Annotated in this window: 22 protein-coding genes, 1 other RNA gene and 2 riboswitches; of the genes, 4 read left to right on the forward strand and 19 right to left on the reverse strand. The window is 38.3% G+C overall.

Annotated features, from left to right (window positions below; all coding sequences use genetic code 11):
- Positions 1–33: 33 nt before the first annotated feature.
- From metX to BW724_RS17500, 5 genes are all read right to left on the reverse strand, one after another.
- Positions 34–1107: a homoserine O-acetyltransferase MetX gene (gene metX, locus BW724_RS17480; protein WP_088078021.1), complete on the reverse strand. Its 1074-nt coding sequence runs from the start codon at positions 1105–1107 to the stop codon at positions 34–36.
- 76 nt (positions 1108–1183) lie between these two features.
- Positions 1184–1318, reverse strand: a riboswitch (SAM riboswitch).
- A 195-nt stretch (positions 1319–1513) separates the two neighbouring features.
- Positions 1514–1631: riboswitch (SAM riboswitch) on the reverse strand.
- Positions 1632–1738: 107 nt separating this feature from the next.
- Positions 1739–1993 (reverse strand): alpha/beta-type small acid-soluble spore protein, encoded by a 255-nt coding sequence (locus BW724_RS17485; RefSeq protein ID WP_088076432.1) that lies wholly within the window; start codon positions 1991–1993, stop codon positions 1739–1741.
- 27 nt (positions 1994–2020) lie between these two features.
- On the reverse strand, positions 2021–2281 hold the full coding sequence (locus tag BW724_RS17490) for a YozQ family protein (protein ID WP_088076433.1): 261 nt from the start codon (positions 2279–2281) through the stop codon (positions 2021–2023).
- A gap of 65 nt (positions 2282–2346) precedes the next feature.
- The gene (locus BW724_RS17495; protein ID WP_088076434.1) at positions 2347–2613 is read right to left on the reverse strand and encodes a hypothetical protein; all 267 of its coding nucleotides are present in this window, start codon (positions 2611–2613) and stop codon (positions 2347–2349) included.
- Positions 2614–2724: 111 nt separating this feature from the next.
- Positions 2725–3330: a DUF1836 domain-containing protein gene (locus BW724_RS17500; RefSeq protein ID WP_088076435.1), complete on the reverse strand. Its 606-nt coding sequence runs from the start codon at positions 3328–3330 to the stop codon at positions 2725–2727.
- Between the two features lie 197 nt (positions 3331–3527).
- Between BW724_RS17500 and trhA the strand changes: the two genes are divergently transcribed.
- Entirely contained in the window at positions 3528–4175 is a 648-nt protein-coding gene (gene trhA, locus BW724_RS17505; protein WP_088076436.1) for a PAQR family membrane homeostasis protein TrhA, read from the forward strand.
- Between the two features lie 194 nt (positions 4176–4369).
- Here trhA and BW724_RS17510 read toward each other — a convergent pair whose 3' ends face one another.
- Both BW724_RS17510 and BW724_RS17515 read right to left on the reverse strand, forming a co-directional pair.
- A complete protein-coding gene (locus BW724_RS17510; RefSeq protein WP_088076437.1) occupies positions 4370–4783 on the reverse strand; it encodes a hypothetical protein in 414 nt (137 codons plus the stop codon).
- 337 nt (positions 4784–5120) lie between these two features.
- Positions 5121–6401 carry a C40 family peptidase gene (locus tag BW724_RS17515; protein WP_235849003.1) on the reverse strand — a complete coding sequence of 427 codons (1281 nt, stop codon included), beginning with the start codon at positions 6399–6401 and terminating at the stop codon, positions 5121–5123.
- Positions 6402–7000: 599 nt separating this feature from the next.
- Here BW724_RS17515 and BW724_RS17520 point away from each other — a divergent pair.
- A complete protein-coding gene (locus BW724_RS17520; protein WP_088076439.1) occupies positions 7001–8392 on the forward strand; it encodes an MATE family efflux transporter in 1392 nt (463 codons plus the stop codon).
- A gap of 97 nt (positions 8393–8489) precedes the next feature.
- On the opposite strand, the gene BW724_RS17525 is transcribed toward BW724_RS17520, so the two are convergent.
- From BW724_RS17525 to BW724_RS17535, 3 genes are all read right to left on the reverse strand, one after another.
- Complete coding sequence (locus BW724_RS17525) at positions 8490–9350, reverse strand: hypothetical protein (protein ID WP_088076440.1); 861 nt, start codon at positions 9348–9350, stop codon at positions 8490–8492.
- Complete coding sequence (locus tag BW724_RS17530; protein WP_176371454.1) at positions 9337–9882, reverse strand: RNA polymerase sigma factor; 546 nt, start codon at positions 9880–9882, stop codon at positions 9337–9339. Before BW724_RS17530 ends, BW724_RS17525 begins: the two co-directional genes overlap by 14 nt.
- Before the next feature lie 69 nt (positions 9883–9951).
- Positions 9952–10800 (reverse strand): hypothetical protein, encoded by an 849-nt coding sequence (locus BW724_RS17535; protein WP_088076442.1) that lies wholly within the window; start codon positions 10798–10800, stop codon positions 9952–9954.
- 304 nt (positions 10801–11104) lie between these two features.
- Between BW724_RS17535 and BW724_RS17540 the strand changes: the two genes are divergently transcribed.
- Positions 11105–11809, forward strand: a complete 705-nt coding sequence (locus tag BW724_RS17540; RefSeq protein WP_088076443.1) for a class I SAM-dependent methyltransferase — start codon at positions 11105–11107, stop codon at positions 11807–11809.
- Between the two features lie 148 nt (positions 11810–11957).
- Here the strand turns inward: BW724_RS17540 and BW724_RS17545 are convergent, their stop codons facing one another.
- From BW724_RS17545 to BW724_RS17555, 4 genes are all read right to left on the reverse strand, one after another.
- The gene (locus tag BW724_RS17545; protein WP_088076444.1) at positions 11958–12605 is read right to left on the reverse strand and encodes an HD domain-containing protein; all 648 of its coding nucleotides are present in this window, start codon (positions 12603–12605) and stop codon (positions 11958–11960) included.
- 1336 nt (positions 12606–13941) lie between these two features.
- Positions 13942–14175 carry a hypothetical protein gene (locus tag BW724_RS23295; protein ID WP_140354994.1) on the reverse strand — a complete coding sequence of 78 codons (234 nt, stop codon included), beginning with the start codon at positions 14173–14175 and terminating at the stop codon, positions 13942–13944.
- Positions 14176–14306: 131 nt separating this feature from the next.
- Entirely contained in the window at positions 14307–14519 is a 213-nt protein-coding gene (locus tag BW724_RS17550) for a hypothetical protein (protein WP_088076445.1), read from the reverse strand.
- A gap of 156 nt (positions 14520–14675) precedes the next feature.
- Positions 14676–16538, reverse strand: coding sequence for a sialate O-acetylesterase (locus BW724_RS17555; protein ID WP_088076446.1), 1863 nt, complete (start codon positions 16536–16538; stop codon positions 14676–14678).
- Between the two features lie 202 nt (positions 16539–16740).
- On the opposite strand from BW724_RS17555, the gene BW724_RS17560 reads away from it, so the two are divergent.
- The gene (locus BW724_RS17560; RefSeq protein WP_088076447.1) at positions 16741–18918 is read left to right on the forward strand and encodes a glycoside hydrolase family 3 C-terminal domain-containing protein; all 2178 of its coding nucleotides are present in this window, start codon (positions 16741–16743) and stop codon (positions 18916–18918) included.
- Between the two features lie 75 nt (positions 18919–18993).
- Here the strand turns inward: BW724_RS17560 and BW724_RS17565 are convergent, their stop codons facing one another.
- From BW724_RS17565 to rnr, 5 genes are all read right to left on the reverse strand, one after another.
- The gene (locus tag BW724_RS17565; RefSeq protein ID WP_088076448.1) at positions 18994–19767 is read right to left on the reverse strand and encodes a hypothetical protein; all 774 of its coding nucleotides are present in this window, start codon (positions 19765–19767) and stop codon (positions 18994–18996) included.
- Positions 19754–20281 carry an RNA polymerase sigma factor gene (locus BW724_RS17570; protein ID WP_235849004.1) on the reverse strand — a complete coding sequence of 176 codons (528 nt, stop codon included), beginning with the start codon at positions 20279–20281 and terminating at the stop codon, positions 19754–19756. The genes BW724_RS17565 and BW724_RS17570 overlap by 14 nt, the downstream gene beginning before the upstream one ends.
- Before the next feature lie 569 nt (positions 20282–20850).
- Positions 20851–21216, reverse strand: a transfer-messenger RNA (tmRNA) gene (gene ssrA / locus BW724_RS17575).
- Positions 21217–21409: 193 nt separating this feature from the next.
- Complete coding sequence (smpB, locus tag BW724_RS17580) at positions 21410–21877, reverse strand: SsrA-binding protein SmpB (protein ID WP_088076449.1); 468 nt, start codon at positions 21875–21877, stop codon at positions 21410–21412.
- A gap of 278 nt (positions 21878–22155) precedes the next feature.
- Positions 22156–24543, reverse strand: a complete 2388-nt coding sequence (rnr, locus tag BW724_RS17585; protein WP_088076450.1) for a ribonuclease R — start codon at positions 24541–24543, stop codon at positions 22156–22158.
- Between the last annotated feature and the right edge of the window lie 25 nt (positions 24544–24568).

A 24568-nucleotide genomic window follows, 5' to 3' on the forward strand; every position in this document is an offset into this window, starting at 1 on the left:
ATTCCTCCATTTTTTTTATTTATATTTCTTTCATTATTCAATAGCTTCAGATACTAGTTTTCCCCACTTGTCATACTCTGTTAAAAACCCATCATGACCATAAACGGTTTCCACTTTATGAAAACTAACGTCTGTCCCAACATTCGCCCACGCTTTGCTTAATCGTTCCATTTCCTCAGGTGGATACAGGAGATCACCTTGAAATCCAATAAGCTGTACTGTCTTGTTAAATCTCGATAGAACTGACGGGAGTGGTCCACGGGAGGCTTCAAGGTCATGATGATCCATGGCCTTCAGCAAATATAAATAACTGTTAGGGTCAAAACGTTTCGTGAATTTTTCACCTTGGTACAATAAGTATGATTCAACTTGGTAGGCAACTTCTTTATGATCATTTCCCCAAGAATCTTTCTCCCCTCTGTGGAACCTTTGATTGAATAAAGTGTCTGATCGATAGGTTAGTAGACCAATCATTCTAGCTAACGAGAGTCCTTGGGAGGGAAAGTGGTCTTTTGTATAATGACCATCATTCCAATTAGGATCTTCAATGATGGCTTTCCTTGCAATCGCATTATAGGCAACTCCGTAATCACTAAGATGGTCAGTTGCTGCTAAAACAATGAGATTATCCACCAATTCTGGATACATAACTGCCCACTCAAGTGCCTGCATGCCACCAAGTGATCCTCCTATCACGGCTGTCAAATGAGAAATACCCATAACAGCTAAAGCTTCTCGTTGTGCCCTTACCATATCTCGAACAGTAATAAATGGAAATTCAGAACCATACAAAGCCTGGTTTTTTATTGAAGTAGGACCTGTCGAACCATTACAACCACCTAGAACATTGAAGGTAATCACATCTTGCTTATCTAGGTCAATATAGCCTTTATAATCGATTAGCCCTCGCCACCAGCCTGGTTCTTCTTCCGTACCTACAGTATTTTGATTCCCAGTCAATGCATGGCAGACTAAGATTGGATCACTTCGACCTTTACCAGCCCGTTCATATGCCATTTCTACATTCGTCAGTTCCTCACCTGAATCTAGTTTTAAATATGGAAGTGTAATCGTTCCTGTAGATCTTTTTATTTTGTGCGTAATCATGCTCACACCACCTTTTAAAACATAAAAATCTCTCTGCCTAAAGACAGAGAGATGTATGCTCAAAATAATTCCATCTCTCTCATCTCTCAAAGCTTAGCTTTGTTGGAATTGGCACCTTGCATAAGAAGCTGAGATCCTTTCTTGTAGGACGCTTGCTTATGCTGGTTGCCGGGTTTCATAGGGCCAGTCCCTCCACCTCTCTTGATAAGAGAACCGTATGTAGTTTTTATAAAGTCAGACAATATTTATTCATTTGATTATTTAGAATAGTAACACTTTAAACCGTTAACGTCAATCTATTTTATCAGCATTTTAATAAGGATACCGTGAAATACTAAAAAAACCCCTGCCGATTATCAGCAGAAGGTAATATGAGTTTATGATGATTGCAGATCGCAAGTTTCTATACTCATCTCCCAAAGCTTGATATCAGCTTTGCAGGATTTAGCACCTTGCTCACAAAATTATTGCAAGCTGGTTGCCGGGCTTCGCAGGGCCAGTCCCTCCACCTCTCTTGATAAGAAATATAAAGTTTTTAAAATAATATCATTATACATAAAAGCTGTCAAACTATTTCTTTAGTAGGGGATACACAATTTATGGGGACTCAATGATGAGCCCCCATAGAATTTTACTTTTTATTTAACATTTGCTGCTCTGCCATCTTCACTAATTCCCTAACCATATTCCCACCGATGCTTCCTCCAATTTTTCCAGCATCCTTCCCTTTCATGTTTCCGTTATATCCACGGTTCATGGGAATATTCTGTTCATTTGCCACTTCATACTTTGCATTATTAGGGTTATTTGCACCTATTAACTGTGCCTTTAACCTGTCTAAACCTTCCCTCGCTTCAGGAACGAGAATTCTATTTCTTCTTCCCAAAGGTCACACCCTCTTTCTAGAGTGTTATTACTCATCGAAGCCTTTTCGAGGAATTTCTTCTCCATGATGATTAGCTAATTCACCATTTTTTTTCAGCTTATCTATCTTTCCGTCAATCGTACCTTCAGTAAATGTATCACTTACTTGCTCGTGTGTAATGGCAAGCCCTTTGTCAGATTCGTTACTGCTTGTATAGTCAAAAACATGATAAGACTTCTCAGCAACTTTTTTTGCATTCTCAAGCTTTTCTTTTTGATTGGTGTGGCTTTCATGATGATTATTATCCATAGAAGTAACCCTCCTTCTCTTTTATCATTTGCATAGGCGGTAAAAAATATGTTTGTCCATGATTTTTAGAGGTTTTCTAAAATGGTATCTATTTCTTCTAAAAGGTCTTGAACTTCACTTTGGTTTAAAAGTATTGGTATCTGGTCATTAACGGTGATTGTACATGAACCTTGTTCACTTTGAGTTAAGAGATAACTGTATAATTGCTCTAACTGCTTTTCAGATAAGGTGGATTGAGTATTTAAGCTTTTCACTTGTGTTAAATAAAATGTATCGTCCTCCGTAGATAATTCCCCACTAAACACACTTCCTTGAAACTCCATTTCACTCATGATCACAACGCCCCCAACTTAAGATGAATTATATATATTATTCGTCATGATAAAGCTTGCAATTCTAGGTGAAAAAAGGAAAAACTCCAGCTACTTTCTGCCGGAGTTCCGTTATTTTTTCGGTTGTATAGGTTCATCGTCTAATGTATCAATTAGCTTTTCTGCCGCCTTACGATACAAATTACTCATATTAACAAGGGAGCCTATGAGTAATACTTTTTCTAAATCGTCATTAAATTGCTGTTCATTATCGTTAAGTTTAGAGGCTGCATCTTCTGTCTCAGTTACAATGGTATCAAAGTCCTGTTGAAACTTTTCTGCATTCTTCATTGCAAGCTCTAAATAAACAGAATAGAGTGCATCTAAGTTTAGTTCTCCAGATTCCATTTTTTGATTTACAGGTTGTAATGTTTTCTTAATATCATTAATGGATATTGCACCCTTTAGGTTATAAATCAAGCTAATGAGAATAATGTGCTCTTTCGAATATTTTTTATTTGTGATTGGAAAAAATAATTTACCCTTGGCGTAATTATTTATCATTGTTTTCGTCAGTATTTTTTCATTCTCATTTCTTTTTAAATCATTAAATTTTCTTTCAAAAAGCTGAATTACTTGATCCATATATAAGTCAATGTCAGGGATATCTTCTAAAGTAATATGCTGTTCAATCCCCAACTCCTTGATAAGCTCTTCCATTAAATTAGTCTTTTCCATCCTATAACCCCATTCACATAATTTAATAAGGTTTACCGAATTCACAGAATTGTGCGGGACCAGGTCCCGCACAATTTTCGCACAATTTTAGTATAGATTAAAATTCTTCTTTAGTAAACTGTTGACTACATGTTTAAATACGTATATCATTTAATGTAGTATTAATAACTACATAACGTTATAGGAGTGTTGATAAAATGAATCTCTACATTCGCGAACCAATAAATGGATTTACACACTTAGCAGGGGCATTGCTCGCCTTTGTTGGACTTATAGCTATGGTAATCAAAGCTACCATATCTACTGGATCAGCTTTAGCCATTGCAGCTGTCATTGTATTCGGCATTAGTATGATTCTTCTCTACTCCGCTTCGGCAACCTATCATATGGTAATAGCCAAAGATAAGATGATTGCTTTTTGGAGACGAGTAGACCATTCAATGATTTACATTTTAATCGCTGGAACATACACACCTTTCTGTCTCATCACTTTAAATGGTGTAACTGGTTGGATTTTATTTGGAATTATTAGTGGACTCGCCTTATTTGGGGTAATCTTTAAATTAGTATGGTTCCATTGTCCACGTTGGTTATCCACCACACTTTATATTGCAATGGGATGGGTTGTTGTATTCTTTTTCTCACCACTTATGGACGCACTTCATATTAATGGATTACTCTTATTGATCGGAGGAGGGGTTTTATATACCATTGGTGGAGTAATTTATGGTACAAAACCAAAATTCTTATCGTTCAAACACTTTGGTTTTCATGAAATCTTTCATATTTTTATCTTATTAGGAAGCTTAGCTCACTTTTTATCTGTCTTTCTATATGTGATTTAACGCGGACTAATAAGCACTATAATGGGGTGGTTTCTTCATTTCGAGAAAATGGAGATCCCAATCTATAAAAATTCCTAGTCCAATTAGCTATCTATTTGGACTAGGAGTTTTGGATATATTGTATTTTTCTCCTCACAAACGGAACTACTTAGCAGTAAAACCAGGTCCCATCAATTAAGTAGGTTTCTAATTTTTTATTTTCTTTTCTCAATTCCCTTTTTAATTATCCAAGCTAAACCAAGAGTAAATACAGAAGCCAACACTAAGACAAATTTCAGGTCTAGAGTTGGTTTAAAGGTCGTTTTCTCTGAAGTAATCTCATAAACACCCATGGGTGAAACAGTAAAATAACCCCCTCCACCGCCACCTTCTCCATGTGCAACACCAGCATTACCTCGTGATAAACCTCCTCCACCACCAAGCATGTACCTAAGTTTCGCTACTGGTACAACTTTTTTCCCATCACACTCAATCTCTTCCCCATAAACTAATGATACATCACTTTGCTTAGAAAACTTATTAAAGACTGGTGTAATAGGTATTGCATATTGTTCATTTTCCTGTTTTACTGAATTATTTGTCCGTTTTTCTGAAAAGTCTTTCTCCATTCAAAATCCCCTCCACATGTCCCGAAATCTTGCACTACTTCTAAATATAATTCGCCGGTGTCCACTGTATTCCTTTGCAACTATACATTTTTTTGGTCTACTCCGAACTTTTAGTCTATCGAAAATAGCAGTACTTCTATTTAACTGGCTACAGTCAATTCAAATAACTCGAATCCTGCCAAAATAAAAGGTTTATTGAAACTCTATTTCGGTTATTAATTTTAATATAGCGGCATATACTATTATTGATTTTATGAATAGATGAAACTTCTTGACTAAATATAACGTATAAATATAAGAAGAGTGCACCCATAAGGGTACACTCACGCATTTCATATTAGTTTAGTACTCGACGAACATGACCTTTAAATGCATTGCTCCAATAAGTACTGTTCATGCTAGCGATAGCAACACCAGTTGAACTTTGTGAACCGATAAATTGTCCATTACCAATGTAAATCCCTACATGTCCATCTCTCTTATAAGTGTCAAAGAATACAAGATCACCAGGTTTCATATTGCTTGCATTAACCCTTTGGCCAACGCGGGATTGTTGAACTGTACTTCTTCCAATGTTAACGCCAATTTGTGCGAATGACCACATTGTAAATGCAGAACAGTCAAATACTCCGTTTGCTGGGTCGTTTCTACCAAGACCATATACTGAATTACCAATATATCTTCTACCAACATTCATTACAGTGTTCACATCACCACTAAACGTCTGGTTAGATGCAGTTGTTTGGCTATTACTACTGTTGCTAGTTGAATTACTAGAACTGTTGCTAGATGTCGTTGCAGCTGTTTGGGAAGCTGCAGCTTGTTCAGCAGCTCTTCTCTCAGCTTCACGCTGTGCACTAATGTTTCTTCTAATTTCATCCTCTTGTGCAGCCAGGCTTCTATCTTCAGCAATCAATTGTTCCATTAATTGTCTATTTTGTTTTTCTTTCTCTTTAGCTTCTCTTCTTAATTCATCAGCATGCTCTTGCTGATCCTCTAGATGGTGTTGCATTCCTACTAATTCTGTTTTTAATTCATTTAGATCAAAGAGCTTGTCTTCTACATATGCTTGTTTTCTTTCAACTTCTGCGACATTCGCTTCAAGTGTCTCAATGAAATCATTATCCGCTCTCGCAATAGTTGTAATTGCAATGACACGTTCAATAAAGTCACCAAAGCTTTTTGCTCCAAAAATAACTTCTAGGTAATTAATATTACCTCCGCTTTTTTGGTAAGATGCAGCTCTCTCTTTTAATAATTCAAATCTCTTATCTATATCAGCTTGGAGAACCTCAATTTCTGCTTCTAGTTCTTCTATCTCTTCTTCTGCTAATGAAATATCTTCATTTGTTTCATCAATAACAGCTTGGTTTTCTTCCATAGCATCATCGATTCGTTTAATTTGAGCGTTAATTCTTTCTAGCTCTTCCATTACATCAGCAATTTCTTCTTCTACGCCTGAAAGATTTGATTGAATCTCAGATCTTTCACTTTGAATTTCTGACTGCTGTCTCTGCAAGTCTGACACTGTTTCTGCAGAAACACTAGAGAAAGAACTAAAACTACTAACACCTAATACGACTACTGTACCTAGAATAAAGATTTTTCTTCTTAGCACAAGGATTCCCCCACTTTCAATCATCACTTTTAACCGCCATAGTATGTACCTGAAAGTTAAAAACTAAAATTTATGAATTGTATATTTTTGTAATTTGTTAATCTATTAACTTACTAACACATATAGAAGTATAACATCACTAAATGACATGAATGTAATACTAATATTACATTTATATTTCGTATATTGACACTTTCTCCATATTGTTTACTATTTTTTAGGTAAAAAGATCTATTTCTTCGTAAAAACTCTTCCATATCACTCAAATTTTGTAGATAGGCTTATAAATACTGTAAAGTAATTAAGAACATACATTAATATAAAATATTTAATAGAAAATATCAAATGATACTAGATTAAAAAAGTAGACATAAGTATGGAGACTATTTTAATGTAGAGGATAGCGAATCTTAACTTAAGAGCAAAATTATTACAGGCGTTTGTGGTTTCATATCCAACATCGTCTTAGCATAGCAAATCTATATATAATTTGTAATGTAATTCTCAGGCTATTATTTGCTTGAGAAATTTTATATTTCTTTTTTGTTACAAAATAGTAGTTTTTCAAAAGTGGTTTGCAGCAGCAATGGAGGTTTTCTATGAAAAATAGTAACGACAATATTAAACAATTATCCCTATTCGCCATTACTTGGCCAATTTTTATTGAAGTATTCTTACAGACCTTCCTAAACATTGCTGACGTTTTCATGCTTAGCTTCGTGTCCGATGAAGCAGTAGCATCTATCGGAGTCGTCACCCAAATAATGATGTTTGCTTTCGTCCTTTTTAATTTTACAGCTATGGGGGCAGGGGTAGTAATTGCGCAATACATAGGTGCAAGAAGGCCAAAGGATGCAAGCTTAACAATTGGAAATGCAGTTTTTCTTAATCTTTTGTTTGGAATATTCATAAGTGCTGTAATTGTATTTTTACGCCATCCCATCCTCAGGCTCTTTAATTTGGAGGCTGATTTATACGCATATGCTGAGATTTACTTGATTATTGTAGGTGGAACTCTCTTCACACAAGCACTAATTTTAACTATTTTTTCCGTTCTTCAAGCAAAAGGGATGACGAAAGATGTGATGTACGTTTCCCTTGGAATGAACATTTTAAATATCTTTGGAAACTATGTTTTTATATTCGGGGCATTTGGAGCACCTGAATTAGGAGTAACTGGTGTTGCAATTGCAACTGCAGTTTCTAGAACAATAGCAATGATCGTTTTAATCAAGATGCTGGGCAGTAGAATTGATGTCAAAGTAAAGTTAAAAGAGTTTTTCACATTTAAAAAAGAGTATGTCAAAAAGATTATGAAGATTGGTGTTCCTTCAGCTGGTGAACATCTCTCTTATAATCTAAGTCAAATCACAATTACGGTTTTCATCACCTTACTTGGCGCAAGTGCCTTAGCAACTAGGGTGTATACGATGAATATCCTAAATTTCATGGTGATCTTCTCAATGGCTATGTCAAAAGGAATGCAGATTTACATTGGTCAGCTTGTAGGGGCAGGAAAAATGGAGTATGCCTATAAGGAAATGTTCCGTGGCTTGAAATGGGCCTTAGGTGTTACCATGGTATGTGCGATCCTAATAGCTATTACTGGTGAACAGTTGTTTAGTATTTTCACGTCTGATATGAACATTATTGCCTTAGGTACAACACTACTCATCGTCGGAATTATACTAGAACCAGGTAGAGCATCAAATCTTGTTATTATTAGTGCATTACGTGCTTCAGGAGACGCACAATTCCCTGTTCTAATGGGAATTATCGTCATGTGGGGAGTTAGTGTTCCTCTCTCTTACTTTCTTGGAATCCATCTTGGGTACGGCCTCATAGGGGTCTGGATTGCCCTTTTACTAGATGAATGGATCCGAGCAATAATCATGTATTTCCGGTGGAGAAGTAAAGTGTGGCAGAAAAAAGCACTCGTTAAGCCATCTGATGAAATCGTAGAAGATGCTCCAGTGAAAGCAGTTGAATAAGATTCGCAACTAAGTCCGCAGTAATTTTAAACACTGCGGACTTCATTTTTTTATTATTACAACTCTGTCCACTGGTACATATTCCTCACAGACATATTCAGTTAATAGATGGGGCATGTAAAATTCCCCTCACCATATCCTTCATTAGTTGCTCGACTTCCTCTTCCGTCGTTTCAAACTCTGGGTCAGGAATTACATCAACTTGATAATGTGCCCCATCAGTTTCTATATGAAATCTAAATTCTTGTGGGTGATTGTTATAGACAGGAAAACCTAATTGTTCATCTTCGAATACATACCTTACTTCTACTCCATCTACTTCGAGTAGTTTAGCATTGTCGATCTTTATTCTAGAATGATTAAAAAAAACAGGGTCCTCATTACTAACTACAACTATTATTTGATAATAGTCAAACATATTATTAGGAAATGGTGGTGACCAATAAGGACCATAGATAATAAATGGAAGGTCTCGTCTTTCGATTCTCTCTCCTTTTTCTATCATCTCTATTATTTCAGGAGATAGAACATTTCTAGGTATATACTCAATCCTTAGTTCTTCAAATGTATTATCCTTGTAATGATTAATTTGATTGACTTGAAAATCATCGAAGACTGGGATCCGATTAGTAAAGGTCGTATGCTTTTCTACTATTTCATATAATTTTTCTAAATGTGAGCGATCCGGACTCGACTCACCGATAAACTGGCTGACACTAGGTAGAAACAACACTAGAATCAAACTAGCAACACTCCCTAATACAAGATAATACTTTAATGGTGTACTGACCTTTTTCTTATATGTACTCCTTTTATCCATACTTCCTTCCAGATTATCTATACCACTATTAACCTGTTGAAGGACTTCTTTCTTTTTTCCTGGTTGAAGCTGAACCTTCTGATCCATGGAGAGAAAATATTTTTCTAATTCCCGTGTCCTGTCTTCAGACTGTTTCATCACGAACCCCCTCCTTCTCCAACTGTTTTCGGAGAAACTTCAACGCCCTTGTTAACGTCGTCTTCACCTTCGCTTCACTCCAACCGAGAACGAGGGCAGCATCTTTTGTGGAAAAATCCTTTAGTTTTCTTAGAATAATGACTTCCCTATGAGCCCGCTTCATTTTTGAAAGAACACTGTAAATTGTAGCTTCTAAATCACTAAATTCTGCCACTTGCTCTGGTGATGGATCGTTAGACTTTAATAGAGGTAGGTTATCTAGTAAATTAGTCAGTGGCTTCTTTTTTCTAACGGAATCTAGCGCGGCGTTCCTTGCAATACGGAAGAGCCAAGCTTTCTCATTATCCCCATTAAAACTATTTAAATGTGTAAATGCTTTGAGAAAGGTCTCTTGGAGCATATCCTCTGCAAGCTGTGAATCCCTTGTCATAAAAAATATAAATTTATAAATATCATCACTATATTTATGATACCAATCGTTGATTAACTTCTTCTTTTGTTGATAGTTACTATGATAGTTGCCTGCATTCATCAACCTCATCTCCCCTCTTCCCCTGGTCTATTTAATTTGTAAGAACATTTGCTAGATATTCGTTTGGACTTAATCTATCAAAAATGCAGGCACTAATTCATGAATCTTCTCTTGTACTTCCTCATCTGTTAAGAGGCGGTCCACTTCAATATATGGACGGTAGAATACGCCGTTACTTTCTAAATGAAAAATAATTGCTAGGAAATGGCCCTTGGAAGTATGAGCATCACTGAAGTAATAACTAATTTCCACTCCATTAGAAGTCATTTTCTTAGCATTCGATGGCGTTACTGGCTGAGTCAAATACTCGAATGGTCCGTCTGGTGAGATCATAACTTCTGTTCGGTAATAATAGGCCGATCCATCATAAGGTCCATAGAATGGCTCTGTATAGTAATCATCAGGAATCTCCATTTTTTCTCCACTGACAGCAGCCGATTTCATGTCAGGAGTCATCAAATCATTAGGCATATAGGAGAATGTTAACAGCCCTCCCTCATAATAGTTGGCTGTAACAACGGTATGTCCTTCGATATAAGGAATGTGGACAGGATATGGAACATTCTCTCTCACCGCTTCATACAAATGATCAGGATGTCCAGTATTTAGACGATCTGATGTTGCTTGATTTAAGAAATCACCTATCCATGGGAGAAACAATAGAAGTACCAGCGTTGCAGCAACAGCAAGGGCACCGTAATACTTATATGACGGCTTTTTAGATTGGTATTGATCTGCACCTCCATCATTTCCACCGTTTACGCTTTTGTTGTTTGCGTTACTTGCTTCGTACTCTGCATCAAGCTTTGTATTTATCTGTTGAAGAATTTCCTCTTTTTTTGTTTGTTGAAGTTGAACCTTTTTCTCCATTGAAATAAAAGATTTTTCCAGTGAGTGATTTTGTTCGGATCTCTTCATGTTATCCTCCTCCAGTTCCTAATGACTTTGAACGCTAACTGTTTTGTATATATCCAACGAATCTGTTTCGTAAAAGGTTACACTATTTTTACCGATTCATAATTTATATTTTTTTATTGCAATTTAGGTGGATCACAACCAATTGTGAAAACTTCACTTTCTATTCTACTAAAAAATAGTAGAACCTTACTTCATATATTTTCATATAATTGATAAATTAGGTTGTGGAATGTTATTAGATAACATTTTTTTCCAACGAGTATGTGGTAATATGAATATAATCTTTAAGAAGAGGTGAGTTTAGATGAGTAAAGTTGAGCAGAGGAAAAAGTTAGCTTTAGAAAGAATTGTCTTTATTGGGAGAACATATGAAGAATACTTGAATATGTTTTCACTGACACCAGAAGAACTTCAGGGGAAAAAGGTACTAGATTGTCCAGCTGGTGCTTGTTCATTTACCGCTCTTGGGACAATGGCAGGGTTAGAGATAACAGCCTGTGATATCGCTTACGATCACTCATGTGAAGACTTAAAAAATAAAGGCCTCCAGGATATTGAACACGCGATGGAACAAATGGAAAAGGTCAAAAAGAATTATAAATGGAGTTATTTCAAAGATATTAGTGATCTTAAAACCAATCGTTTGAATGCTTTAGAGAATTGTTATACACATATGAGGAATTCTAATAATCGTTATATTCCTGTCACCTTACCTTCTTTACCATTTAAAACGGAAGAATTTGATATCATTCTCTCAGCGCATTTTCTCTTTACGTATGCAGACAGATTAGATTATCAATTTCATATTGAAACACTAAATGAGTTATTAAGAGTGACGAAGAAAGAAATTCGTATTTTTCCTTTAGTAGATTTAGAGGGGAAAAAATATGAGCATTTAGACAAGCTAGTAAGTTTTTTAGTAGAGAAAGATTGTGTAGTTGAAGAGCTGATTGTCCCATATGAATTTCAATACAATGCTAACTCTATGTTAAAAATAACTAAGGGATAGCATACAACAAGTAACCTTGGTCAATAGTAAGGAGCCTGGAACATCAGTGTTTTGACATATGAACACTCTCTTCGGAAATATACTGCGCTATTGTTAATATTGTTCGTACTAGTTAAACACTTTAGTTATGTTCCAGGCTCATTCCCATTTATTTTTTCCCATCCCATTCAGCATAGAATTGCTCCAAGAAGCCTGCCATATATTCATGTCTCGCTTGAGCCATTTCCTTTCCCGTCTTCGTGTTCATTAATTCCTTCAGTTTCAATAGCTTTTCGTAAAAATGGTTGATTGCCGCTCCTGTATTGGATCGATATTCTTCCTTTGTCATCTGCTCACGAGGTGCATCATTAGGATCATACATCGGTCTCCCTTTCGCTCCACTGTATACAAAACAACGTGCGATACCAATGGCACCTATGGCATCAAGCCTGTCCGCATCTTGAACGATTTTCGCTTCTAATCGTGTAAGCGTAGGACCATGACCACCTTTAAAAGAAATCGTTGAGATAATTTCCAAAATGATCTCCATAGATGCCTCATCCACCTCTTGAGATATTAGCCATTCTCGCACCTTTTCTAGCCCTGCTTCTTCACTTTCGTTTAGTTTCTCATCAGCAATGTCGTGTAGTAATGCTGCCATTGTACAAAGAAAAAGATCTCCTTTTTCCTTATTTGCAATTCTCTTCGTCACTTCAGTTACACGGTGAATATGCCACCAGTCGTGACCACTAGGTTCCCCTTCTAGCTCATTACGTACGTAAGCCTCTGTCTTATTTATAATTAGTTCTTTATCCATATTCACTAACCCCTGTTCTTTTGATTTAACACTCTTTTTGTATTATAACTTACACTTCCCAATGCACAAATAAAGTATTGATTGTTGTTCGTCGCCTGGAGTAGTCATCTTTCTCTTTGCCGTTCCGTTTTATATAGCAGAGTAGTGATGATAGTGCCCGGAGCAGCATCAAGACAAGAGCTTCGGGCACTATTCCAGCGTGATAGTGACCGAAGCAACATCTCACGACAAGGGCTTCGGGCACTGTTTCACCGTGTTAGTGCCCGAAGCAACATCACGACAAGGGCTTCGGGCACTGTTTCACCGTGTTAGTGCCCGAAGCAGAATCGAGTCAAAGGTTTCGGGCACTATATGAGCGCGATAGTGCCCGGAGCAGCATCAAGACAAGAGCTTCGGGCACTATTTCAGATTGATAGTGCCCGGAGCTTCATCGAGACAAGAGCTTCGGGCACTATTCCAGCGTGTTAGTGCCCGAAGCTTCATCGAGACAAGGGCTTCGGGCACTGTTTCAGCGTGACAGTGCCCGAAGCTACTTTGAGACAAGGGCTTCGGGCACTGTTTCAGCGTGATAGTGCCCGGAGCTTCATCGAGACAAGAGCTTCGGGCACTGTTTCAGCGTGATAGTGCCCGGAGCTACATCGTGATATGAGCTTCGGGCACTATTCCAGCGTGTTAGTACCCGAAGCTTCATCCAGACAAGGGCTCCGGGCACTATTCCAGCGTGTTAGTGCCCGAAGCTTCATCGAGACAAGGGCTTCGGGCACTGTTTCAGCGTGACAGTGCCCGGAGCTTCATCGAGACAAGAGCTTCGGGCACTGTTTCACCGTGTTAGTGCCCGGAGCTACATCGAGATATGAGCTTCGGACACTGTTTCAGCGTGTTAGTACCCGAAGCTTCATCCAGACAAGGGCTTCGGGCACTATTCCAGCTTGATAGTGCCCGGAGCTTCATCGAGACAAGGGCTTCGGGCACTGTTTCAGCGTGTTAGTACCCGAAGCTTCATCCAGACAAGGGCTTCGGGCACTATTCCAGCTTGATAGTGCCCGGAGCTTCATCGAGACAAGGGCTTCGGGAACTATTTCACCGTGATAGTGCCCGGAGCAGCATCAAGACAAGAGTTTCGGGCACTGTTTCACCGTGACAGTGACCGAAACAACAATAAGTGGAGAGCTCCGGGAACTATTCCATTGTGACAGTGACCGAACCAACAATAAATCAAGAGCTTCGGGCACTATTTCAGCTTGATAACAAGGATAGTCATAAATTCCAACTATATTACAACCTCATATACTCTAACAAAAAGAAAGCCCCCTACAATATATCTGTAAAGGTCTCCCTATTCTCCTCCACCAAGGTCATCATTAGAATCCCCAGCTTTGTTGGCCACTAAATTATCTTTATGATCAAGTTGTACAACTTCAGTTTCTATTTTATTACCTTCCACATGGTGATTTGGATCCATAAACTTATTAAACGCATAAGGCTCCGTATAATTTTCCTTAAACCTCAGCCTGATGAACGCTAACAGCGATAAGCCAGTCAGGAAAACAAGTAATTTAACAGGAATCACCCCTTGTTTAATCTGTTTACTATTATATATTCGAAGTTTTCCTACTTATGAATGAACTACAGCAAACTTCTCTGTTTATTCGGTACTAACTAATCTAACAAATATCACATAAAAAAGCACCGATTGGCTATTCAGCTCACATCAATGCTTTTCATTGGTATATCAAGAGACTTTAATGACTCTAATAGTTTACATTTGGAAAAATTCTTCTTTGGATAAATTCGCAAGGCCATATTTCCTTTAAAACTACCGATACCACGGTAATACCCTACATAAATCCTTACCTTTTCTTTTTCCTCTATTGTTAATGAACGTTTAAAAATTATCTCCATATTTTTCTCCATACTCACCTCCTTACCAAAAAATCACACTATACTAAGTACACCAATAGTCATATTTGCCTATTTCACATTTTTTTAGTCACAAACACAAAAATAAGAAGGAGGATGACCCAAGAGGCGGCAGCTCCCCTCCTTGATTCCTCCTCCCTCTTCTATTTATTATTCCGTTGTAAATGGTGATGCTGGAAGACCTTCTAGATTATACAGGTTTGCTCCCTCAGGATTATCAGCCCAGGCATAGCGGACATGCTGTGGACGATGAACGTCCTTCCCACTAACAACGACTGAATTTTTCCCCTTAATAACCGCTTCAGCAGGAACAAATTGTCCATCTTCCCCACTAATCCTAAACCATTTCAAGTCACCGTCGTGAGCTGTCAACCCACTGCCTACATGGTCAAAACTCACGTGAATCTCATTACCCTTACGTTCCATCTTTTTAAACAATGGCCCGCTGTAAACGATATCTTCATCGTGGGCGAGCTTCATTGCACACAATGCATAACGCTGCCCTAAAGTTTTTTTATCCTGAGGATGAAGATCGTTGTATTCACCAAGATCAATGGCACTTGCCATCGCAGTATGAGGATTTTCAAGGGACTTCCTTTGCTCTTCACGGAAATCTGCCCAGGTACTTTCCTCTGGCTTTTCATCATCCGTTCTGAAGTTAGCAAGCTGTGTAAAGATAAATGGAAATTCTCCTAGATTCCAATATTTTCTCCAATCAGAAACTAAAGCATGGAACAGTTTGCTGTACCCGCTTGGATTCGCAGCATTTGATTCTCCCTGATACCAAAGAACACCATTGATTGTATAATTCCGTAGTGGCGCAATCATTCCTTTGAAGAGACCTGATGCCATATTTCTGAAAAACACTTGTGGTTGTAATGCTTCTGTTTGGACGCCAATCTTGTATTTCCATTTTCCTTGGAGGTCTAGCTCTTCTCCATCAACAAGGAGCTTATATGGCATGTCCTTAATAAACTCACCTGTAGATTGGGTCGTAATGACACGAACGGCAATCGAGTTTTTCCCTGGTCTTAATACCCCTTCTGGAATAGAGTAACGCCTAGGTGGATAACGATAACCTGTGTTTCCAACAAGTGTACCATTTACATAAGTATCATCGGCATCAACAATCGTACCCAGCTTCAATTTCGCCCCTTGATCAACACCTTCTACCATAGATTCTGGTAGATCAAATTCCGTCCTGAACCAGACAGCACCTTTAACCCTTTCCAGCTCCGTCCCCTCCCACGAGTTCGGAACATCAAAATCACTCCACCCCTCCGTATTTACGGAGTCTTCAAACCACCTATTCTGAATGCCAGCGTCTGCCGCATTCAACTTCCCATACCATTCCTCGTTACGATTTTCGTCTTCCATAATCGTTTCTTCTATATATATGTCATCTTTACATTTTTCTAACTCTTCCTCATAACCACCAAATTCCCGGAGCGTTTCCTCACTGATCCAAGCTTCAATTGGCGTTCCCCCAACTGCCGTTTCGATTAACCCAATTGGTACTCCATATTTTTCATACATTTTTTCTGCAAAAAAATAGCCTGCAGCACTAAAATGCATTTTATCATCTGAAATGGCACTCTTCCATTGCCCATTAGCTAAATATTCTTTTTCATCATGGAAACTATATTCCTGTGGTACTTTGAAATGTCGGATTTGAGGATTATGTATACTCTCCACATCCGCTTCTAATAGGTCAAGTGTACGGTTTATTGGAATTTCCATATTGGATTGCCCTGCGAGAACCCATACATCACCTACTAATATATCATTGATAACTAACTTATCGTCCCCTTCGATCGTCATTTGATAAGGACCGCCAGCCTCCATTGGATCTAGCTTAACAATCCAGTTTCCCTCTTGATCTGCAGTAGTTTCATATTGTTTTTCGCCAAAAATAAGGTGTATTTGTTGTAACGATGTTGACTCCCCTGAAATCGTTATCATTTTATCTCGCTGAATAACCATGCCGTCACTAATGATACTTGATAGCTTCATTTTTTTCACAACCATTTCTATTTATGTTATTACTTTATCATAATCTCAAATTGGGATATGAGCAATTATTTTGAAGGCTTGAATTTCTACTAAAACGCCCACCATACGCCACTATCAATTGAGTTCTCCTACTAGGAATGATATGATTTTGTAAACGCTTTACAAGTAATTATACACATACATTTTCGGGAGGGTTAACGCCATGGAAACAGATACAACAAAATATTTAGATGAGAATCTTAGTTTTGAAGAAAGAGTGAAAGACTTAGTTTCAAGAATGACCTTAAAAGAAAAAGTCTCACAAATGATACATAAATCTTGCGCTATTCCTAGACTCGGAATCCCTTCTTACAACTGGTGGAATGAAGCGCTTCATGGCGTTGCACGAGCAGGAGTGTCTACCATGTTCCCTCAAGCGATTGGAATGGCCGCAACCTTCGACGATCAACTAATTAAGAATGTTGCCGATGTTGTTGCAACAGAAGGGCGAGCAAAGCATCATGAATATGCTCGAAAGAATGACCGCGGAATCTATAAAGGATTAACGTTTTGGTCCCCGAACATCAATATTTTCCGTGACCCACGCTGGGGAAGAGGCCACGAAACATATGGAGAAGATCCATTCTTATCTGGTAAACTCGGAGTTTCCTATATTCATGGCTTACAAGGAGACCACACTAAATACTTGAAGACTGCTGCTTGTGCAAAGCACTTTGCTGTCCATAGTGGACCTGAAGCAGAACGGCATGAATTCAATGCAGAAGTTTCGAAGAAGGATTTATATGAAACGTATCTCCCAGCCTTCCGTGACTGTGTAATTGAAGGTAAAGCGGAATCTGTAATGGGAGCTTACAATGCCGTAAACGGTGAGCCTTGTTGTGGAAGTAAAACACTGCTACAGGACATACTTCGTGGAGATTGGGGCTTCGAAGGTCACGTTGTTTCCGATTGTTGGGCGATCAAAGACTTTCATGAAGGTCATCATGTGACAAAAACAGAAGTAGAATCTGCTGCATATGGACTCAATCATGGCTGTGATTTAAATTGCGGCTCCATGTATGTCCACCTTGTAAAAGCATACGAAAAAGGAATGATTACTGATGAAGTCTTAGATGAGTCAGTTGGACGGTTAATGTTGACTCGTATGAAGCTAGGTATGTTTGATAATCCTGAAAACGTCCCATTTTCCGATACACCATATGAACTAAATGACTGCCCAGAGCACAATGAGTTGGCACTTGAAGTTTCCAAGAAAAGCTTAGTTCTTTTGAAAAACGAAGGTCCGATCCTCCCGCTCAATAAAAACCAACTGAATAGCATCGCTGTTATTGGGCCGAACGCACACAGTCGAGCAGCATTAGTAGGAAACTATGAAGGAACTGCTTCTGAATATGTAACGGTTGTGGATGGGATTAGAGAAACAGTAAACAAAGATACACGTATTTATTATGCAGAAGGCTGTCACTTATTTAAAGAAAAAATGGCTGGCTTAGATGAGCCAAAATCACGTTTTGCTGAAGCACTTGCAGTTGCAGAACGAGCAGATGTAGTCGTCATATGCCTCGGTTTAGATGCTACCATTGAAGGGGAAGAAATGCACAAATCCAATGATTTCGGCAGCGGTGATAAATACAATTTAGAGCTTCCAGGACTACAGCAGGAGTTATTAGAGGCTATCCATAGGACTGGAAAGCCTGTGATTTTAGTGAACATATCTGGAAGTGCGTTGGCACTCAATTGGGCAGATGAAAATGTCCCAGCTATCGTTCAGGCTTGGTATCCAGGAGCTCAAGGTGGAAGAGCGATCGCGTCCCTCCTTTTTGGAGACTATAGCCCTTCAGGAAAACTGCCAGTTACATTCTATAGAACTACGGAAGAACTACCTGATTTTAGAGATTACGCTATGAAAAACAGAACATATCGTTATATGAAAAATGAAGCATTATATCCATTTGGCTATGGGTTATCCTATACTACATTTGAGTACGAACCGATTGAAGGTGTCACACAATCTGTCAGAGCGGGAGAAAACGTTGAATTTACAATTAAGGTGAAAAATACTGGTGAACAAGTAGCCGATGAGATTGTTCAATTATATGTAAAGGATGTAGAAGCGACAGTGGGCGTTCCAAACTGGGAACTGAAAGGCTTTAGAAATGTCACTCTTTCTCCTGATGAAGAACGAGAAGTCAGCTTTACCCTTACCCCTCGTGAACTATCTATTATTAATGAAGTGGGACAACGTATCCTTGAACCTGGTAAGTTTGAAATTTACATTGGTGGAAGTCAGCCAGATCAAAGAAGCGTTGCTTTAACTGGGACGGAAGTTCTTAAATACGAATTAGAAGTAACAGGGAACGCGTTGGATTTAGAATACTAAGTAATGTGATAAGCCCCCAATTCAAAGTGGATTTGGGGGCTTTCTGTTAATATGATGCTTTAACATTTTCGCGCTTTAATCATTTTTTTCAATTAATTTACTAATAAATGACTTGATATCCTCTTCTGTCTCTCCGTGATAAAGGTTATATTGAATCATTAAACCAAAATCATCAAAATTAATGCCCACTATTGCAACGTCAATGTCACTTTCTACAAATTGGTATTGGATTGGTTGACCATTAATTTCAATTGTTTCAGCACCTTGAATCTCGCCGTATCCACCTTTGAAAACTTCGATTGAAATCGCAACCTCATCTAAATACAAATCTCCAAAGATTATCTCTTGAGTTCCAGCTGAACCCCACTCGTCTATCAGATTCTGATCTAGCATATTATTAGTAGATACTAAATAATGTATCTCTACACTTCTAGGTTTTTCATCATTTGAGTCTCCCACGCCGTTTAGTATTGAATAATTAACAGTTACATTACCAATAGTATATTCATCATGCTCTGGAATTAAAGGAGAGACACCAAATTCTTCGTTAATTTTTTGTCTAATTAGTTCCGTGTCACTAGTAGCATTATTACTTCCATTATTTAATTCTATACTATCAAGTATGATGTGGTTATAGATTGAATATCCACCAAAGAATAATATGATTGCAACAACCGCTGTTGATAAAACTGGGCTTAGAAACTTAAAAGTACTTTTCTTTTTCGACAATTTATCTATTCCATAAGTGATATTTTCATACATTTCTTTTTCCTCATGTTCACTTATTTCAATAGAGTTGTAGGACTTGAATAATCGGTCATATTCAGAATAATGTTCATTTCCCTTCATACTCATATCCCTCCTTGACCATTTCTCGTTTTAATGCAGTTAAACCTCTAAATAATTGATTTTTCACTTTCGTTTTATTCCAATCAAGAATTTCAGCAGTCTCTTCAATAGAGAGTTCTTTAATTTTTCTTAAGAAGATAACTTCTTGATATGACCTCTTAATTCTTTTCATTGCCTTATATAATTGTTCTTCCATTTCCCCTAACTGAGTTATCTTTTCCGGGCAATTATCCCTCGAAGCTAAAGTAGTAAATGACTCTACCATAAAACGGATTGGTTTTTTCTTACGAATATAATCAATCGTCACATTTCTAGCAATCTTATATAGCCAATTTTTATCACTAGTAACCCCTTGAAAATTGTCTATATGTTCAAACGCCTTTATAAAAGTATCTTGTGTTAAGTCTTTAGCTTGTTCTTCATCTCCAATCATAATAAGGATAAAGTGAAAAATCTCTTTATGATAAAGACCATACCAATTTTGTATTTTTAATTTGTTAGGATTGGACTCCAATCTATTTCACCTCTCGCGATTATTTTTAATTGTCATAAGGACGAATAACCATGTAAAAAGTTTCACTCTATTTTATTTTTTCTATTACTTGCTAAAAAAGCAAACAAAAAACACTAACTCCTTCATGGTAAGAAGTTAGTGTCTCTGATTAAGAATATTAAAGTTGTAATACTCAGAGCACCTCGCTAGTTTTGATCACTATTTTAGTTGCATCGTTGTAATACAAGTATCGCCCTTTTCAAAAGTAGAGATTTCTGATGCTACTTCCTTATTATCAGATGATATGGTCACAATATAATCAAAGCTAACTCCTGATGCAAAAAGACGAACGACAATAGCTGACTGTTCTTACTAGTTTTTTTGTTCTTATACTCAGTAGCTTATAAGTCATTATGCTTACAAATCTCAACTATTACTTTATTAACTTAAAATAAAGAAGCACCTTATAGTATTTTGTTTAATGGAGTTTGAAGCATATATTTAGCTAATGCTTTTTAAAGTATCTCCTACCTAAAACGGCAAGTAATAGGTCAAGTCACAAAAAATAAAAAAACCACCATAATTATGTATGGTGGAGACGGTGGGAATCGAACCCACGTCCAGAGATAACGTAACTTAAGCGTCTACGAGCGTAGTCAGTTTATTAGCATTTCGCTAACACTTCAGCCAACTGACAGGCTTCCGTGTAGCTATCCCGATTAATCTCTTCCTATTGTCCTCAGGCGGTGGACGCAAGGCGTATCCCACTTAGAGTGAGTCCCTGATCCTTCACATGGGCGATGAAGGGAGGAACCGCAATCAGCTACTTATTAGGCAGCGAATGCGAAGTTGTTTTCTTCTTTGCCAACTATAGGCGATGGGCGTTTTATACGAGGACACCCAGCTCGGCCCGCGACTTAAGCACGACCTACCCCTGTCGAATCCAGAACGTCCCCATTAGATGGTACATCGACTTTATTTGATAGTCGGCTGCACACTAGGAATCGTTTCGGATAGAATAAGTCTAAGCATATCGCTTATTTAATTTTCTACCTTAACGGTAATTCTTATTATAACATATAGAAATGAGAGTTCAAATGGTAACCTACACCAATGGGGGATAGCTATTCCAGTGAGCATCCAGCTCCATTATCTACCTAATTGGTTGTCCTTAAATGCTCGTTGAATCTCTCTATTTGCATCTTTCTTCTTTAGATCTTCCCGTTTGTCGTACTTCTTCTTACCTTTTCCAAGACCCAATAACGCTTTGGCAAAACCATTTTTGATATAGATCTTAAGTGGGACTAGCGTATAACCTTTTTCCCTTGTTAAACCAATGAGCTGATTGATCTGTTTTTTATGCATCAGGAGTTTACGTGTTCTCACAGGATCATGGTTATAGCGATTCCCCTGTTCATACGGGCTAATGTGCATATTATGAAGCCAAACTTCCCCATTGCTTACTCTCGCAAAGGAGTCTTTTAAGTTGCCACGACCTCCACGAAGAGATTTTATTTCCGTACCTGTCAATACCATTCCAGCTTCATATGTTTCTTCAATATGATAATCATGCCTTGCTTTCTTATTTTGGGCGATGAGTTTTCCTTCGGTTGCCATTGTCTTTGCATCCTTTCTTTCAAAGCGCTCATTACCTAATCATACCAAAAAAAGGGTAATTGAGCAATTAACCCATCAATGATGGTTCTGGTACATAAGTGTTTCCTCCGGATTTAAACACCCCTATATACACAGGAGAATATATTTTAAAAATCATCATGGACGGCCAGGTCATCTCTAGTGGCAGTTTCAAAGTGATGGAAGCTTTCTAAACCACCAAGAAAGAAGCTGGGACATAACTCCCAGCTTCTTTTGCTGTTTTTCCTATGAAGAACCTCTTACCTCTTCTTCTTTTTCTTCCCCTTATTACGTTTCGCCGCTGGAGCGTTCTCATAAAACTTCTTCTTTTTCTTCTTACCCTTTTTACCGTTCTTATCATTTGGTGGGTTAGCACCTAGGTTTAAACCACCGCCACTACCACTGCCTTGGCCACGACGGCCTCCTCCTTCGCCACCGTTATCACCACGTTTTTTCCTAGACGGTCGTTTGCCACCTTCAATCACTCGAGGAGTTTCCAATCTTCTCTCCTTACGCGCCTTCATTCCTACAATTTCAAAATCAATCACGCGTTCTTCCACATTCACATTAATGACTCTGACTTCAATTTCATCACCGATACGGAATACATTCCCTGTACGTTCACCAATCATGGCATATTGTTGTTCATTATAGTGATAGTAGTCGTCTGTTAAGTAGCTAACGTGGACAAGACCTTCGATAGTATTCGGGAGCTCCACAAACAGTCCAAAATTTGTAACACCGCTGATGATCCCTTCAAATTCTTGTCCAATTTTATCTTCCATGAATTGAACCTTTTTCATCTCATCCGTTTCGCGACTCGCATCTTCTGCACGACGCTCCATCTCAGAGGAATGACGAGCAATATCCCCAAGCTTCTCTTGCCATTTTTCAATCGTTTCGTCATCTGTTTTTCCTTCAATTAAATAAGTACGAATTAAACGATGAACGATTAAGTCAGGGTAACGACGGATTGGTGAAGTAAAGTGTGTATAGAAATCAGCTGATAGCCCGAAGTGACCAACACTCTCTGGATCATACTTCGCTTGCTTCATGGAACGGAGCATGACAGTGCTAATTACCGCTTCCTCTGGCTCCCCTTTCACCTGTTCCAGCAACTCCTGTAGTGCACGAGGGTGAACCGTATTTGCCGCACCCTTTACAACATAACCAAAGTTCGTGATAAACTCTAAAAACTTGTTGAGCTTCTCTTCATCTGGATCCTCGTGAATACGGTACATGAACGGAACCTTCATCCAATGGAAATGCTCTGCTATTGTTTCATTCGCTGCAAGCATAAACTCCTCAATGAGGCGTTCCGCAACCGAACGTTCCCGTAACACAATATCAGTAGGCGTACCATCATCTGGATCTACCAATACCTTTGCTTCTTTAAAGTCAAAGTCGATTGCTCCACGTGCCATTCTCTTTTTGCGAAGAATCTCTGCAAGTTCACCCATGAGCTTAAAAAATGGTATAAGCTCTTCATAATCCTTCATTACCTCTTCGTCATCTTCGTGGAGGATCGCTCGAACATCGCGGTAAGTCATTCGCTCTGTTGTCTTAATGACACTTTGGAAAATATCATGATTCACAACTTCACCAGAAGGGTTAATCTCCATTTCACAGGATAGGGTTAACCTGTCTACTTTCGGATTTAAAGAACAAATACCATTAGAAAGCCTATGTGGAATCATAGGTATAACCCTGTCTACTAAGTAAGCACTTGTTGCCCTTTCTGCTGCTTCCTTATCGATGGCAGATCCTTCTTTCACATAGTAAGAAACATCGGCAATGTGAACCCCTAGTAAGTAGTTTCCATTCTCCAGTTTTTTCACCTGAACCGCATCATCTAAGTCCTTTGCATCGGCACCGTCAATTGTCACAATTGTTTCATCCCGTAGATCTCGACGATTCTCAAGCTCACTCGGATCGATTTCATTCGGCACAGAATCTGCATGATCCAATGTCTCCTGTTCAAATTCCAACGGCAAGCCATGTTTATAAATGACCGACAAGATATCAACACCAGGGTCATTTTTATGTCCGAGAACCTCCAATACTCGTCCTTCGGCACTCATTCGTCCCTCTGGATATTTGATAATCTCAACTAATACTTTATGACCATCGATTGCTTTTCCTTCCTGCCCTTTTGGGATAAAAATATCATTTGGAATTCTTTTATCGTCGGTTTGTACAAATCCATAATGCTTGTCGTCAATATACGTTCCAACCGTCGTTTTTACCCCACGTTCAAGAATTCTGATAATAGCTCCTTCAGGCCTCGCACCAGATGAAGTAGGGTGTAGACGAACGAGAACCTTGTCCTTATTCATGGCACCGTTCATTTCAGCACCAGCTACGTACACATCATTATGATCCTCTTCTGTTTTAACGAATGCAAAACCTTTAGGATGCATAATAACTTCGCCCTTCAATAGGCTCATTTTTTCCGGAATCCCGTAGCGATTGCTTCGGGTTCGGACAATTTTTCCCTCTTCCTCCAGTTCATTTAAGAGTTTCACAAACTCCTTAAACTGGCTCGAATCTTCAAGCTTCATTATTTCTTCAAGCTCTTTAATTGCTAGGGGACGCTCTGCTTCTTCCTTCATATATGTAAGAAGCTTTTCTTTTGTCATTTCACTCATATATTTCGCTCCTTTCTCTTGTAAC

Origin of the sequence: Litchfieldia alkalitelluris (assembly GCF_002153425.1) — a bacterium.
Classification (GTDB): Bacteria; Bacillota; Bacilli; order Bacillales; family Salisediminibacteriaceae; genus Evansella; species Evansella alkalicola.